Below are 13,933 nucleotides of genomic sequence, written 5' to 3'. Positions count from 1 at the left end.
CGGTCAAAGGCCGGCGGGCGCCGGGGCTTCCCCCGGGTCGGTGGACACGCCCCGCTCCGGGGCGCCCGCGGTGGAGGTGAGCACCTCGTACGTCCCGGTGCCGGGGAAGCGGTGGCCCTCGGTCAACGGCTCGCGGGCGTGCACCTCCGGCCGGACCGTGCGCTGCGGACCAGGACTCACCGGCCCGCCTCCTGAAACGCCGGGGAAGCGGGGCGCCAGCCCAGCTCGGGGGCGATCAGATGGCGTACGTCATGGAGGATCTGCTCGTACTCCTCCCGGTGGAACTCGTACGGCAGCTCCAGGCGCAGCTCCGACACCTGCGCGATGACGAGATCGGCCGCCAGCTGCTCCAGGATCTGCTCCGCTGTGCCGACCACGTCCGGGGCGAACAGGAACCGCTTCGGACCCAGCGCCGCCAGGGCCTGCGGCTTCAGGGTGCGCTCGTGCCGACCGGCCGCGTAGTCCCGGTAGCGGGCCCGTGTGGCCGGGTCGGCGCTGTCGAGCGGCACAATCACCCGCCCGAGCGCCACCCGCGCCGCCGGCCGGCCGTCGCCCAGGCCGCGCCGGTACTCGGAAAGCAGGTTCAGCTGGGCGGTGGTGAAGTCGTCGGTGTCCTCGCCGGAGACGATGTTGCCGGACAGCAGGTTGAGACCGTTCCCGGCGGCCCAGCGGACCGACCGCAGGCTGCCTGCGCCGTACCAGATCCGCTCCACCAGACCGGGGTCGTGCGGCTGCAGCCGCGGCCGCTGGACGTTGCCGGGCGAGTGGATCACGGTGTCCGGGCCGCCGAGGTAGTCGCCGCGCAGGTTGTCGACGAGGCGGGTGATCCGACCGTACGACAGGTCGAAGCTGCGCCAGTCGCCGTCGTACACGAGGTCGCCGAGCAGCTCGGCGTGCGGCATCCCGGTGCTGAAGCCGATCTGGAGGCGGCCGCGGGACAGTACGTCGGCCAGGGCCAGGTCCTCGGCGAGGCGGAAGGGGCTCTCGTAGCCGATCGGGATGACCGCGGTGCCGAGCTCGATCCGCTCGGTGCGCTGGCCGGCCGCGGCGAGGAAAACGGCGGCCGAGCCGACGCCGTGCTCGAGGTGGCGCTGGCGGATCCAGGCGCCGTCGTAGCCGAGCCGTTCGCCGTACTCGAAGAGTCGGAGGGTCTCCTCCAGGCCGGTGTACGGGTCGTCGTCGGCGAAGTTGCCCGGGGTGAGAAGGGCCAGTGAGGTGATGGTGGGAGTGCTCATGCGGCCCTCAGTTCGTGGTGGTCTCGGTGGCGGGGACGGGGACGTGGGCGCCGGGTATCGCCGCGAGCAGTTCGCGGGTGTAGTCGTGGCGGGGGCGGGTGAACAGTTCCTCCGGCGGGCCCGTCTCGACGACGCGGCCGGCCCGCATGACGGCGACCTCGTGCGCGATCTGCCGTACGACGGCCAGATCGTGGGAGATGAAGAGGTACGCCACACCCGTGTCGGCCTGCAACTCGGCCAGCAGCTCCAGGACTTGGGCCTGCACGGACACGTCGAGCGCGGAGACCGGCTCGTCGCAGACCACCAGGTCGGGGGAGAGGGCGAGGGCACGGGCGATCGCCACGCGCTGCCGCTGCCCGCCGGACAGTTCCGCCGGGCGGCGCTCCAGCGTCGCGGCGGGCAGCGCCACCCGGTCGAGGAGTTCGCGGGCCCGGGCGACCCGGGAAGCACGGTCGCCGACCTTGAAGGCACGCAGCGGCTCGGTGATCACCTCGGCGACGGAGAAACGCGGGTCGAGCGAGGCGTAGGGGTTCTGGTAGACGAGCTGTGCGCGGCGGCGCAGTTGCCTGACCTGGGAGCCCCGCGCGGTGGTGACGTCGGTGCCGTCGAAGAGGATCCGTCCGGCGGTCGCGTCGGCGAGGCGGAGCAGCAGGCGGGCGGTGGTGGACTTGCCCGAGCCGGACTCGCCGACCAGGGCGAGGGTCCGGCCGCGGTGGAGGGTGAAGCCGACGTCGTCGACCGCGCGCAGGGTCTCCGGCTTGCCTCCGGCGCGGGGAAGCCTGAACTCCTTGACCAGGTTGCGGACTTCGACCAGTGGCGCAGTCTCCGCCCTGGGGAGGGAGGCCGGGGTGCGGGGCCGGGCGGTGGTCAGGCTCGGGGCGCTGGCCAGCAGGCGCCGGGTGTAGTCGTCCTGCGGGTCGGCGAGGATGTCCCGGGTGGGGCCTGCCTCGACGACCTTGCCCTGGGACATCACCACGAGGCGCCGGGCCCGGTCGGCTGCGACCCCGAGGTCGTGGGTGACGAGCAGGACCGCGGTGCCCGACTCCTCGGTGAGGTGCTGGAGACGGTCGAGGACGCGCCGTTGCACGGTGACGTCGAGCGCGCTGGTGGGCTCGTCGGCGATGATCAGTTCGGGCCGGCCGGCGATGGCGATGGCGATCAGGGCGCGTTGCCGCATCCCGCCGGACAGTTCGTGCGGGTACTGCCGGGCCCGGACGGCCGCGTCGGGCAGCCCGGCCCGGTCCAGCACCTCCACGGCCTCGGACGCCGCCGACCGGCGGGTCGCCAGACCGTGGATGCGCAGCACCTCGGCGACCTGTTCGCCGATCCGCTTGACCGGGTTGAGGGACACCGCCGGGTCCTGCGGGACCAGTCCGATCCGCGCTCCGCGCACGGTGCGCAGTTCCGCCTCCGACAGCGTGGCCAGGTCGTGCCGGCCGAAGCGGACCGTGCCCGCGTCGATCCGGCCGTTCGCCGCCAGGAGCCGGATGACGGCGTGCGCCGTCGTGCTCTTGCCGGAGCCGGACTCGCCGACCACCGCCGTCACCTCTCCCGGCCGTACGTCGAGGTCCACGCCGCGGACGGCCTCGACCGTACCGCCCCGGGTGCGGTACGACACCGACAGACCTCGTACCTCCAGCAGTGGTGCGGTCACGTCTTCACCGTCCTCACCGTTCTCAGGTTCGTCGGTCATCGCTGCCGGGACCATTCGCCGTCCAGCGCCCGGGCGATGCGGTTGGTGGCCAGTACGGTCGCGGCGATCGCCAGCCCGGGCAGTGCGGTCATCCACCAGGCATTGGCGAGATAGTTGCGGCCGTCGGAGATCAACGTCCCCCACTCCGGAGCCGGCGGGGGAGCGCCGTAGCCGAGGAAGCTCAGGGCCGACACGGCCAGGACGGAGGAGCCGAAGTCGAGGGTGGCCAGCACGATCACCGGGCCTGCCGCGTTGGGCAGCACATGCCGGCCCAGCACCGAGTACCAGCGGGCCCCGCTCGCGCGCGACGCCTCCACGAACACCGCCTGCCGCACCCGCAGCACCTCCGCGCGCGCCACCCGCGCGAACGCGGCGACGCCGGCGGTGCCGACCGCCACCGCCACCTTCACCGTGCCGTAGCCGAGCGCGGTGACCAGGGCGAGGGACATGAACAGCGCGGGGACGGACAGCAGTACGTCGACGAAGCGCATGATCACGTCGTCCACCCAGCGGCCCGCGAACCCGGCGACCACCCCCAGCAGGCCGCCGACCACGAACGCGACCAGCACGGCGATCAGCGTGGCCTTCAGGGACAGTTGGGCGCCGTGCACGACCCGGGAGAACACGTCGCGGCCCAGCTCGTCGGTGCCGAACCAGTGACTGCCGCTCGGTCCGCGGAAGTTCCGTGACGGGACGCCCTTCAGCGGGTCCTGCGAGGTGAACAGGTCCGGCCGGAACGAGGCCGACACCACCAGCACGAGGACGACCACCGACAGCAGCAGCCCCGGGCGGCGCATCACGAACCGCAGCAGCCGCCGTACGTCCACACGACGCCCGGGATCAGGCTCCGGTCCCGCCTCGACCGGGCGGGCCGGTCCCAGTGCCGCCTCGGCCGGGTCGTCGACAAGGCTCTGGCTCATACGAGTGCCGCCCTTCTGCCCGAGGCCACCACGATCCGCGGGTCCAGGAGTGGATACACGAGGTCGATGACCAGGTTCGTCGTCACGAAGATCAGCGCGCCGAACACCACCACCCCCTGCACCAGCGGGATGTCCTGGGCCGTGACCGCCGCCGCGGTCACCCGGCCGAGGCCGTCGCGGGAGAACACCGTCTCGACGACCACCGAACCGGCGATCAGCTGCCCCACCAGCAGGCCGACGACCGTCAGCGCCGGCAGGGACGCGTTGCGCAGGGCGTGCCGCAGATGCACCCGCCACCGTCCCGCGCCCTTGGCCCGGGCGGTCTCCACATACGCCTGGTCCAGCGCGGTGAGCAGGCTCTTGGCGAGCACCTGCGCGATCTGCGCGCCGGTCGGCACGGCCAGCGTCAGCGCCGGCAGTACCAGCCCCTTGAATCCGTCGTTGCCGAACGCGGGGAACCAGTGCAGCCGGAAGGAGAACATCTCGACCAGCAGCAGTCCCACCCAGAACGTCGGGACGGACACCCCCAGCGGCGGCAGTGACAGCAGCAGCTGCCGCAGCCAGCGCCGGGCGATGTATGTCGCCAGCACCGCCAGGCCGCCGCCGAGAAGCACCGCGAGCAACAGGGCCGCGCCGGTCAGCTGCAGCGTCTGCGGCAGCGCGTCGGCCAGCGTCGAGGTCACCGGCCGACCGGTGGACACCGAGTCGCCGAAGTCCCCGCGCACCGCCCGGCCGAGGTATTCGGCGTACTGCACCAGCACCGGCTTGTCGAAGCCGTACTCGTGCCGCAGGGCGGCGAGCTGCTCGGGATCGACCTGCCCCGAGTCCATTCCGGCACCGGCCATCGCCGTGACCGGGTCACCCGGCAGACAGTCCAGCACCAGGAACGAGACCGTGTACGCCGCCCACAGCACCCCGACCGCCTGCGCAAGCCGCTTGATCACATAGCGGCGCATGGGCTAGCCGATCCAGGTGTCGTGCAGCTGGAGCCGGCTGGAGGCGTCGAAGTCCAGGCCGTGCACCTTCTTCGACACGCCGAGCTGGGTCTGGAGCTCCACCACCGGCGCGTAGTAGGCGTTCCGCACGATCGACTCCTGAGCCCGGACCACCAGTTGCCCGCGCTTGGCCGCGTCGATGGTCGCGGCCTGCTCGGACAGCGCCGTGTCGAGGGAACTCGGAGGCAGGTGGTAGAAGTTGGCCAGCTTGGTGGAGAAGGAGCTGCGCAGGATGTCCGGGTCGGCGCGGGTGATGTTGCCCCACACCGCGTCGAAGTCACCCGACTGGAGGGTCGGGGCGAACTGCGTGACCTGGAGCTGCTTGAGGACCACGTCGACACCGACGGACTTGAGCTGCTGCTGGATCAGTTCCAGCGCGGGCTGGTTGGTGGCCGCGTTGGGGAACCACTTGACGGTCAGGCTGAGTTTCTTGCCGTCCTTGGCGCGGATGCCGTCGCTTCCGGTCTTCCAGCCGGCGCCGTCCAGCAGGGACTTGGTCTTGGCGGCGTCGAAGGCCAGACGGGAGGCGAGGTCGGTGTAGTCGGGTGTGGTGTGCGCGAGGACGCTGGTGGCCGGCTGGGTGCCGGTCGGGAACACGGTGTCGGCGATCTGCTGCCGGTCGATGGCGTACAGGATCGCCTGGCGCACCTTGGCGTCCTTGAGCAGCGGCCGTGAGTTGTTGAGGCCCAGACCGAACACGACGCCGGGGTTGGCCCGTCGCTGGAGGGTGACCTGGCCGCCCTTGAGGGCCGCCTCGTTGGCCTTGCCGACGCTGGAGACGGCGTCGACCTGGCCGGACTGCAGGCTGCCGGCCCGCACACCCGCCTCCGGCACGACCTTGAACACCAGCTTGTCCAGGTATGCCTCGCCCTTCTTGGACCACCGCGAGGAACCCCAGGCGTATCCGGTGCGCCTGGCGAGGGTGAGCGACTGGTTCTGAACGTACTGCTTCAGCACGAAGGGCCCGGATCCGATCACCCCGTCGCTGCACTTCTGCTGTGGGGTCTTCTTCACGCTGGCCGAGGACTCGATACCGAGCGAGTGCGTCGAAGTGGCTTGCAGGAACTGGGCGTTGGGTTGGCTGAAGGTCACCTTCACGGTGAGCGGGTCGACCACCGCGGTGCTCTTGACGCCGCTCAGATAGCCCTCGGCGAGAGTCCCCAGGGCGCCGAGCTTCGGCACCGCGTCGAAGTTGTCCTTGACCACCTGCGCGGTCAGCTTCGAGCCGTCGCTGAAGGTGACGCCCGAGCGCAGACGGAAGGTGAATGTGGTGGCGTCGGAGCTGACGTCCCAGCTCTTCGCCAGCCACGGCACGATCTTTCCGGTCCGGGGGTCCTGGTCCGTCAGGGAGTCCACGGTCTGGCGCACCGAGTAGACGGTCTCGTTGCTGGCGACCTGCTGCGGATCCACGCAGCCGGCGTCCGAGCCCACCGCGAAGGTCAGGGTGCCGCCGGACCGGGGTTGCCCGGCGCTGTTGCCGGAATCGCCGCCGCCTGAGCCGCAGGCGGTCAGCAGGACGCTGGTGGTCACAAGGGCGGTCAGTGCCGCCCACCAGGGGGTTCTGGCATCGGGAAATGCAGTCACGGAGGGCTTCTCCTGCTCGTGTCACCAGGCACGGGTGTGGTGTAGGGCATGGCCGTGCGTGGGCGTGCGGCCCCGGCCGGCGCGATGCCGGTGCCGGGGGAGCGCTGTGCAGACGGGGATCGAGGGGAAACGGGGATCAAAGACAGACGGAGATCAGGCGCAGGCGCAGGCGGGTGCGGCGACGGCAGGTGCCGAACCGAGGCCTGCGGCGGGAAGGGCCGTCAGGCCTGACAGAGACAGCTGGTCGAGCGCTTGAGGTCGATGTGGCGCCGACGCGAGAGGCGGGAGAACACGGTGGCGCCGGCGTAGCGGGCGCTGAGGTCACCACCGTGCCGCATGTCGGTCCTCCACATGTCCGGCCCCGGTTTCGAGGCCACGCGCTTGCGGGATCGTCGGTGATCCCGCCGGGCTTTCACCTGGAGCACCCCACCGCGTGGGAGGGTTGCCGGTCAGCGAGCCAGGGCTTGACGCTGACGCTCAATGCCGCTCGTGATCGTACGGAGCGGTTTTGTCATACGTCAATGGTGCACAAGGACGCCCTGTCAGGGGGCCGGGAGGGGAGTGCGTCCGGCTCAGGAGCCGCCGCGCTCGCGGGGGATCTGCTGGCCGGCCTCGATCGCCACCGGCAGCCGGTTCTCGGCCGGGGGCAGCGGGCAGGTGGCCAGGTCCGTGTAGGCGCACGGCAGGTTGGTGGCGCGGTTGAAGTCCAGGACGACCGTGCCGTCGGCGGCGGACGGATCGAGCGCCAGGGCCCGGTTGGCGGCGTAGGTGGTGACCCCGGAGGTCGCGTCGGTGAACAGCACCAACAGCCGGCCCGCACCGTGGCCGGGGAACGCGGTCAGCGACAGCGGGCGCCCGTCGAGCTCGAACTCGACCCTGCCCGGAGCGTCGTAGACATGCTCAAGGCCCTCGACCGCGGCGCCCACGGTGGTGGGTCGCGGTGTGTCGAAGGGGATGTACCGGCCGGTCACGGCCCAGCGCGGGTCGGGGGCGTAGGCGGGTGTTCCGGTGAAGGCCGTGCGCAGCGGTGCGTCCGGATGCCGGGGGCGCAGGATGTCCTGGCCTCCGCGCCGGGCGACCTCGATGACGGCGTCTCCCCAGACGGCGTCGACACCGCCGCGCTCGGGAAGCACGCCGAAGCGGTGCTCGCCGCGCACCGGCGTTCCGGCGACGACCAGTTCCTCGCCCTCGTCGAGGTCCACGACGACGCCTTCGGGGCCGGTGTGCCACGCGCCGGGCGCGTCCGGGAAGCGCTGGGGCCGGTCGTCGAGCCAGTGCAGACCGGTGATCGCCAGGAACCCGTGCGGGGCGGCGAGCCGGGCCGTCGAGCGCATCGTGCCGGACGAAGCGGGCGAACTTGTCGGCCAAGCCGGACGGAGTGCCGACGTGCCCGCGCTGCTGGCCGAGCGCGATGACGGGTCTCCCGCAGCGACCAGCCGTGCGCCTCCGCCTTCGCCCGCCCTTCGGCCACGACGGCGCGCCGGTCGGCGCTACGCCGCGCACCGAGGGAGCCGCCGTTCTCGCTGACGACCGGATCCTCCTCGGGCAGGGGACCGTCGGCGTCGCGGCCCGACAGGCCGATGCCCCACAGCAGTCCGGCGATCCCCAAGGCCGCGCCCGGGGTGACCAGGACGTACACCGCCCGGAAGCAGCTCTCGGACGAGAACGCCGACCCTCCGGGCCTCACCGGCAGCGCGGTGTCCTGTCCGTGGTGCCGACGCAACGCAGGCGATGACCGTACCGAGGCCCCGCCGTCGTGCGGGGCCTCGGTGGGCCGGGCTCATTCGAACGCCGCCGTATCGCGCGGTGCCTGGGCCGCGTGACCCCATCCCGGCGCACCGTCCGCAACTCTCGGCTGACGTTCTCGGCCGCGGCCCGCTCCGCGGCCGCCCGCTGACGCTCACCGGGGTGGCCGTCTGCAGGGCCCGCTGTTCGGGCGTGGCCACCGGGGGATCGAGCAGGGTGCGCAGCCCGCGGAAGACAACGAAGCACCGGGCTGCCGATCGAGGGGAAACGGGCCGAGCGCGGACGACCGGCCGGGGCTGCCGCGCAGGAGGCCTGCCCTTGACGCACACCTCAGAGGCAAGTGATGCGGCCTGTGCGATCTCCACGAACAGGTGGGGGAGTTCTCCGTGTCCGCGATGCAAGACCTGTCCGGAAGGTTATTGACCGACGTGGTGGACCTCTGCTGAACTTCCGTCTCATGAACCCGCGCGTGGACCTCACTCGGCGGCGCCACATCGATCTGGTGCACGTCTCCAGCGCGTTTTGTTGTTGCTGACGCGGCAAGGGATCGTCGTATCCACCTCCTGAGGGCTCCCCTCTCCTCTCGTCTCCTTCTCGTATGAGGCGGGAGCCTGTTCGCGTACGCCGACGCGGTCGCTGAGAACGCGACCGCAGCGGTCCTGCGACCACGCGTCTTCTCTCCGGCCGGCCCAGTCCGGTGTTCCGCGCGGTCGGCCAGTCCTGCGCGGTACCCCACCGCCTTCACTCGACTCCCCGTTCCCCAGCACCCCTTGGCGTGCCCATCTGCCCGGGAGGGATCCCCTCATGCCTCCGTCCGTCCGAAAGCTCACCGGCCGCATCGGCGCGGTCGTCGAGGGCGCCGACCTCGCGGCGCCGTCCGACCTCTCGACAGTCACGACGCTCCGAGACGCCCTCAACGAGCACAAGGCGATCGTGTTCGACGACGTGCAGCTCGACAACGCCGGCCAGGAGCGCGTGGCCGGGTGGTTCGGCGAACTCACCACCGCCCACCCGAACGTGCCGGCCGCCGACGGCACGACGAATGTCCTCGCCGTCGACAGCACGACGTCCAAGGCCAACGAGTGGCACACGGACGTCACCTTCGTGGTCAATCCACCGCAGCTCACCACGCTCCGGTCCATCGTGACCACGCCCTACGGCGGCCAGACGCTCATCGCCAACGCTGCCGCGGCCTACCGCGACCTGCCCGAACCGCTGCGCTCCCTCGCGGACACGCTGCGCGTCGTGCACACCAACCAGTACGACTACGCCCGCCCCGCAGCCACGACGGCGCAGCGACAGGAGTATGACCGGGCCTTCGTCTCGACGCCCTACGAGGCTGAGCACCCGGTCGTGCGAGTCCATCCGCTCACTGGCGAACGCGGGCTGTTCATCGGCGGGTTCGCCAAGCGGATCGTCGGCCTGTCGAGCAGCGACTCGGCCGATCTGCTGCGCATCCTCCAGTCGTATGTGACCCGTCCGGAGAACATCCTGAGCTGGACATGGTCCCCGAACCAGTTGCTGATCTTCGACAACCGGCTCACCCAGCACTACGCGGTGGACAACTACGGCGATCACCCGCGCCGCCTCAACCGGGTGACGATCGCAGGAGAGGTACCGACCGGCGTCGACGGCCGCCGCAGCGAGCAACTCGTCGGCGATGCCTCGCACTACAGCAGCGTGCCGGCGGTGGCGGCATGACCGGGCTCGGCCTCAAGGCGCCGGCCGTCACCAAAAACCCGGACGCCGAGACGACGGGCACGCGCGAACGCGAGGTGTTCCTGCCGCGCGACGCCCGCCGCCGGACGCCGCTCAGCACACTCCGCGAGCGCCTGCGCTGGCCGCTCGGCATCTACACGACTCCGGTCGCGATCCTCATCGCCTGGGAGATCCTCGCCCGGGCCGGAGCGGTGCCGAAGACCTACGCCCCCGCGCCGACCTCGATCGTGCAGTCGGCCGTCGACCTGTGGCAACAGGGCGTCCTCGGGCCCGACCTGGCCATCTCGCTTCAGCGGGCAGGCATCGGCCTGGCGATCGGTCTGACGGCGGGCGTCGTCACCGGCGTCCTCGGCGGGCTGCTACGCAGCGGCGAGTACCTGTTCAACGGTCTCGTGCAGGTGCTCAACACCATCCCCCTTCTCGCGGTGCTGCCGCTGATGATCGTGTGGTTCGGCATCGACGAGCTCACGAAGGTGTTGCTGATCTCCTTCGGCGCCGGTGTCCCGATGTACCTCAACCTGTTCGCCGCGATCCGGGGTGTCGACCAGCGGTTGATCGAGATGGCGCGCACGACGGGCGCGGGCACCTGGCGCCTGGTGACGCGCGTGCTGGTGCCCGGAGCCCTGCCGGGCTTCCTCGTCGGCCTCCGCTTCTCCCTCGCGTACAGCGTCCTGGGACTGGTCGCCGCCGAAACGGTCAACGCGGACAAGGGACTTGGCTTCCTCATCACTCAGGGGCAGACGTATCTCCAGACCAACCAGGTCTTCGTGGGGCTGGTGATCTACTCGCTCCTCGGTCTGCTCGCCGACCAGTTCGTCCGGGCTCTCGAGCGGGTGCTGCTGCGGTGGCGCCCCGGTTATGAGGCGTCATGAGCAGCACGACGGCGACGCAGCCCCGTCGGCAGACCGGGGTCGTCGTCGAGCAGGTGATCCGTGCGTTCGGTGACCGAGCGGTGCTCGACCACCTCGACCTCACCATCGCCGACGAGGAGTTGGTGATCCTGCTCGGCCCTTCGGGCTGCGGTAAGAGCACCCTGCTGCGGCTGCTCGCCGGACTGGACCGGCCCGACGGCGGCCGCGTGGAGGTCCCGGCCCGGCGGGCGATCGTCTTCCAGGCCGACCGGCTGCTGCCCTGGCAGCGGGTCCTGCGCAACGTCACGCTCGGCCTGCACGGGGCCGACGCGGAGCAGCGGGCCCGCGACGTGCTCGCCGAGGTCGGCCTCGCGGGCCGTGAGAAGGCCTGGCCCAAAGAGCTCTCCGGCGGCGAGGCCCAGCGGGTCTCACTCGCGCGAGCGCTGGTCTCCGAGCCCGAACTCGTGCTGCTCGACGAGCCGTTCGCCGCCCTTGACGCGATCACACGGCTGCGCATGCACGACCTCGTACGCGCGCTGCGGACCAAGCATCAGGCGGCCATGCTGCTCGTCACGCACGACGTCGACGAGGCGATCGCCCTGGCGGACCGCATCGTCGTCATGCGCAACGGCCGCATCGGCACCTCGCACGAGGTGCACCTCACCGCCATGGACCGTGAGGCGAGCGTCGCACGCGAGGAACTCCGCGCCCGGCTGCTGGAAGACCTCGGCTTGGCCGGCCGGCACTGACTGTCCGAACACCTTCACCCAGCACAGAAAGCACGACAACCCATGCGAAAGAGAACCACGAGACTCATCGGCGCGGTCGGCTCGCTCGCTCTGGCGAGTACCCTCGTCGCCTGCGGAGGATCGTCGTCGGACACCTCCGCGCCGCTGAGCAACGCCGCCGATGCGAGCGACGCCAAGCACCCCGAGTGGAGCAAGTACACCTTCACCATCGGCGACAACGGCGGTGACGGCAGCCAGGAACTGGCGAAGGCCACCGGCGTGTTCGACGACGCGCCCTACAAGGTGAAGTTCGCCCGCTTCACCTACGGTCCGCCGCTGGTGCAGGCCGCCGCCTCGGGCGACATCGACCTCGGCAGCGTCGGCGACGTACCGCCGATCACCGGCGCCGCGAAGGAGTACGGCTTCAAGGTCGTCGCCGTCAACCGCTCACTCACGCCCACCCAGTCGAACGAGAACATCATCGTGCCGAAGGGCTCGCGGCTGAAGACGGCCGCCGACCTCAAGGGCAAGAAGATCGCTGTTCCGCAGGGCAGTTCGGCCCACGGCCTGGCCTTGAACGCGCTGAAAAGCGTCGGTCTCACCCCCAAGGACGCGAAGCTGGTCTTCCTCGACCCGGCGGCCGGTGCCACGGCGTTCAACACCGGGAAGGTGGACGCCTGGTCGATCTGGAACCCGCAGTCGGCGATCGCCGTCAGGAACGGGGCGCGGATCCTGGTGAAGGGCCTCCCGCCGATCGACCAGACCAGCAGCTACTACGTCGCCAGTGACACGTCGCTGAAGGACAAGACCAAGCGGGCGGCTCTCACGGACGTCCTGAAGAGACTCTCGCGAGAGTTCGCCTGGGCGGTCAAGAACCCCGACAGATACGCGCAGGCGCTGTCGAAGGAGCAGGGCATCCCGCCGGCCGACGCCAAGGCGTCCCTGGCCGCCTACTCGAACCGGGTGACCCCGGTGGGGCGGTCGGACATCGAACTGGAGCAGAAGCTCGCGGACGCCTTCCTGGAGGCGGGCCAGATCACCAAGAAGGTCGACGTCCCGTCGATCGTCGACAACCTCCTCCCGGCCGGTTACGACAGCTCGAAGCCGAAGGTCACCTCATGAGCGCGGGACGAAGGAGACTCCACCTCAACGCCTTCCTCATGGAAGCGGGCCACCACGAGGCGGCGTGGCGGCTGCCGCACAGCAATCCCCGCGCCGACTTCGACCTGCGGCACTGGATCGAGCTGGCGCAGCTGGCGGAGAGCGCCAAGTTCGACTCGCTGTTCCTCGCGGACGGCCCGGCCCTCATCGGCACCGGCGAGTTCCGGCCGCCGGGCCAGCTCGAGCCGCTGACGCTGCTCACCGCGTTGTCCCAGGCGACCAGCAGGATCGGCCTCATCGCGACCGTGTCGTCGACGTACAACGAGCCGTACAACCTCGCCCGCCGGCTCGCGTCCGTCGACCACGTCAGCGGCGGCCGCGCCGGCTGGAACATCGTCACCTCGGCCGGGGCCGACGAGGCCGCCAACTTCGGCCTCGACGACCGCCCCGGCCACGCCGAGCGCTACGCCCGCGCCGACGAGTTCCTGAAGGTCGCCAAGGCGCTGTGGGACAGCTGGGAGTCCGAGGCCGTCGTCGCGGACCGGACCACCGGACGCTACGCCGACCCCGCACGCCTGCACCGGCTCGGCCACCAGGGCAACTACTTCAAGGTGGCCGGCCCGCTCAACGTCGAGCGTCCGCCGCAGGGTTACCCGCTGCTCGTCCAGGCCGGCTCCTCCGAGGACGGCAAGGACTTCGCGGCCCGCCACGCCGAGGCCATCTTCACCGCGCACACGACATACGAGCGTGCGGCCGGCTTCTACGCCGACATCAAGGCACGGACCAGGGCCGCGGGGCGCGACCCGGACGGCGTCATCGTCCTGCCGGGCATCGTCCCGTACATCGGCTCGACCGAGGCCGAAGCCCGGGCGCTTGCACGGCAGTTCGACGAGCTGCGCGTCCCCGGGTACGGGCTGCGTCAGCTGGCCGCCGTGTTCGAGACCGAGCCATCGGCGTTCGAACTCGACGAGCCGCTGCCGGAGTTCATCCTGGCGAGACCGAAGCTGGAGGGCTCGCAGAGCCGTTCCGACCTGATCATCGATCTCGCGGTGCGCGAGCAGCTGACGGTCCGGCAGATCATCTCCCGGCTCGGGGGCGGACGCGGCCACTTCGAGTTCGTCGGCACGCCCGAGCAGGTGGCGGACACGATCATCGCCTGGTTCGAGGGCGGTGCCGCGGACGGGTTCAACATCATGGCCCCCGCGCTGCCGTCGGGCCTGACGGCCTTCGTCGAGCACGTGCTGCCGATCCTGCGCGGCAAGGGGCTGTTCCGCGAGGAGTACGAAGGCACCACCCTGCGTGAGCACTACGGGCTCCCGGTGCCCGCGAACCAGTTCCATGGCTGACCCGCTCGCGACTCC

13 protein-coding genes and 1 riboswitch are annotated in these 13,933 nt (G+C 71.0%); of the genes, 5 read left to right on the top strand and 8 right to left on the bottom strand.

Going from position 1 to position 13,933, the window contains the following annotated elements; all coding sequences use genetic code 11:
• Nucleotides 1–3: 3 nt before the first annotated feature.
• The 8 genes from ABZ862_RS27680 to ABZ862_RS27645 all read right to left on the bottom strand — a co-directional run bounded on the left by ABZ862_RS27680 (nucleotide 4) and on the right by ABZ862_RS27645 (nucleotide 7,761).
• Nucleotides 4–180 (bottom strand): hypothetical protein, encoded by a 177-nt coding sequence (locus tag ABZ862_RS27680; RefSeq protein WP_360963402.1) that lies wholly within the window; start codon nucleotides 178–180, stop codon nucleotides 4–6.
• Nucleotides 177–1,235, bottom strand: a complete 1,059-nt coding sequence (locus tag ABZ862_RS27675) for an LLM class flavin-dependent oxidoreductase (RefSeq protein WP_360963399.1) — start codon at nucleotides 1,233–1,235, stop codon at nucleotides 177–179. Before ABZ862_RS27675 ends, ABZ862_RS27680 begins: the two co-directional genes overlap by 4 nt.
• A 7-nt stretch (nucleotides 1,236–1,242) precedes the next feature.
• Nucleotides 1,243–2,928, bottom strand: coding sequence for an ABC transporter ATP-binding protein (locus ABZ862_RS27670; RefSeq protein WP_360963396.1), 1,686 nt, complete (start codon nucleotides 2,926–2,928; stop codon nucleotides 1,243–1,245).
• Nucleotides 2,925–3,848 carry an ABC transporter permease gene (locus ABZ862_RS27665; protein ID WP_360963393.1) on the bottom strand — a complete coding sequence of 308 codons (924 nt, stop codon included), beginning with the start codon at nucleotides 3,846–3,848 and terminating at the stop codon, nucleotides 2,925–2,927. Before ABZ862_RS27665 ends, ABZ862_RS27670 begins: the two co-directional genes overlap by 4 nt.
• A complete protein-coding gene (locus tag ABZ862_RS27660) occupies nucleotides 3,845–4,804 on the bottom strand; it encodes an ABC transporter permease (RefSeq protein WP_360963390.1) in 960 nt (319 codons plus the stop codon). The genes ABZ862_RS27665 and ABZ862_RS27660 overlap by 4 nt, the downstream gene beginning before the upstream one ends.
• 3 nt (nucleotides 4,805–4,807) lie before the next feature.
• Entirely contained in the window at nucleotides 4,808–6,427 is a 1,620-nt protein-coding gene (locus tag ABZ862_RS27655) for an ABC transporter substrate-binding protein (protein WP_360963387.1), read from the bottom strand.
• Between the two features lie 221 nt (nucleotides 6,428–6,648).
• Nucleotides 6,649–6,765 (bottom strand): putative leader peptide, encoded by a 117-nt coding sequence (locus ABZ862_RS27650; RefSeq protein WP_346771923.1) that lies wholly within the window; start codon nucleotides 6,763–6,765, stop codon nucleotides 6,649–6,651.
• A gap of 34 nt (nucleotides 6,766–6,799) precedes the next feature.
• Nucleotides 6,800–6,912, bottom strand: a riboswitch (SAM riboswitch).
• Between the two features lie 87 nt (nucleotides 6,913–6,999).
• Nucleotides 7,000–7,761, bottom strand: a complete 762-nt coding sequence (locus ABZ862_RS27645) for a DUF1684 domain-containing protein (protein ID WP_360963383.1) — start codon at nucleotides 7,759–7,761, stop codon at nucleotides 7,000–7,002.
• A 1,216-nt stretch (nucleotides 7,762–8,977) separates the two neighbouring features.
• Between ABZ862_RS27645 and ABZ862_RS27640 the strand changes: the two genes are divergently transcribed.
• The 5 genes from ABZ862_RS27640 to ABZ862_RS27620 are packed head-to-tail and all read left to right on the top strand — an operon-like array spanning nucleotide 8,978 to nucleotide 13,918.
• A complete protein-coding gene (locus tag ABZ862_RS27640; protein WP_360963380.1) occupies nucleotides 8,978–9,874 on the top strand; it encodes a TauD/TfdA family dioxygenase in 897 nt (298 codons plus the stop codon).
• Nucleotides 9,871–10,764: an ABC transporter permease gene (locus ABZ862_RS27635; protein WP_360963378.1), complete on the top strand. Its 894-nt coding sequence runs from the start codon at nucleotides 9,871–9,873 to the stop codon at nucleotides 10,762–10,764. Before ABZ862_RS27640 ends, ABZ862_RS27635 begins: the two co-directional genes overlap by 4 nt.
• The gene (locus ABZ862_RS27630) at nucleotides 10,761–11,492 is read left to right on the top strand and encodes an ABC transporter ATP-binding protein (protein WP_360963375.1); all 732 of its coding nucleotides are present in this window, start codon (nucleotides 10,761–10,763) and stop codon (nucleotides 11,490–11,492) included. Before ABZ862_RS27635 ends, ABZ862_RS27630 begins: the two co-directional genes overlap by 4 nt.
• Before the next feature lie 42 nt (nucleotides 11,493–11,534).
• A complete protein-coding gene (locus ABZ862_RS27625) occupies nucleotides 11,535–12,593 on the top strand; it encodes an aliphatic sulfonate ABC transporter substrate-binding protein (RefSeq protein ID WP_360963372.1) in 1,059 nt (352 codons plus the stop codon).
• Complete coding sequence (locus ABZ862_RS27620; RefSeq protein ID WP_360963369.1) at nucleotides 12,590–13,918, top strand: LLM class flavin-dependent oxidoreductase; 1,329 nt, start codon at nucleotides 12,590–12,592, stop codon at nucleotides 13,916–13,918. The genes ABZ862_RS27625 and ABZ862_RS27620 overlap by 4 nt, the downstream gene beginning before the upstream one ends.
• Nucleotides 13,919–13,933: the final 15 nt, after the last annotated feature.

Origin of the sequence: Streptomyces sp. NPDC047000, from assembly GCF_040644295.1 — a bacterium.
In the GTDB taxonomy this organism is placed as follows: Bacteria; Actinomycetota; Actinomycetes; order Streptomycetales; family Streptomycetaceae; genus Streptomyces.
The sequence above is the reverse complement of the archived record's forward strand: the minus strand, read 5'-3'. Positions and strand labels throughout refer to the sequence as shown.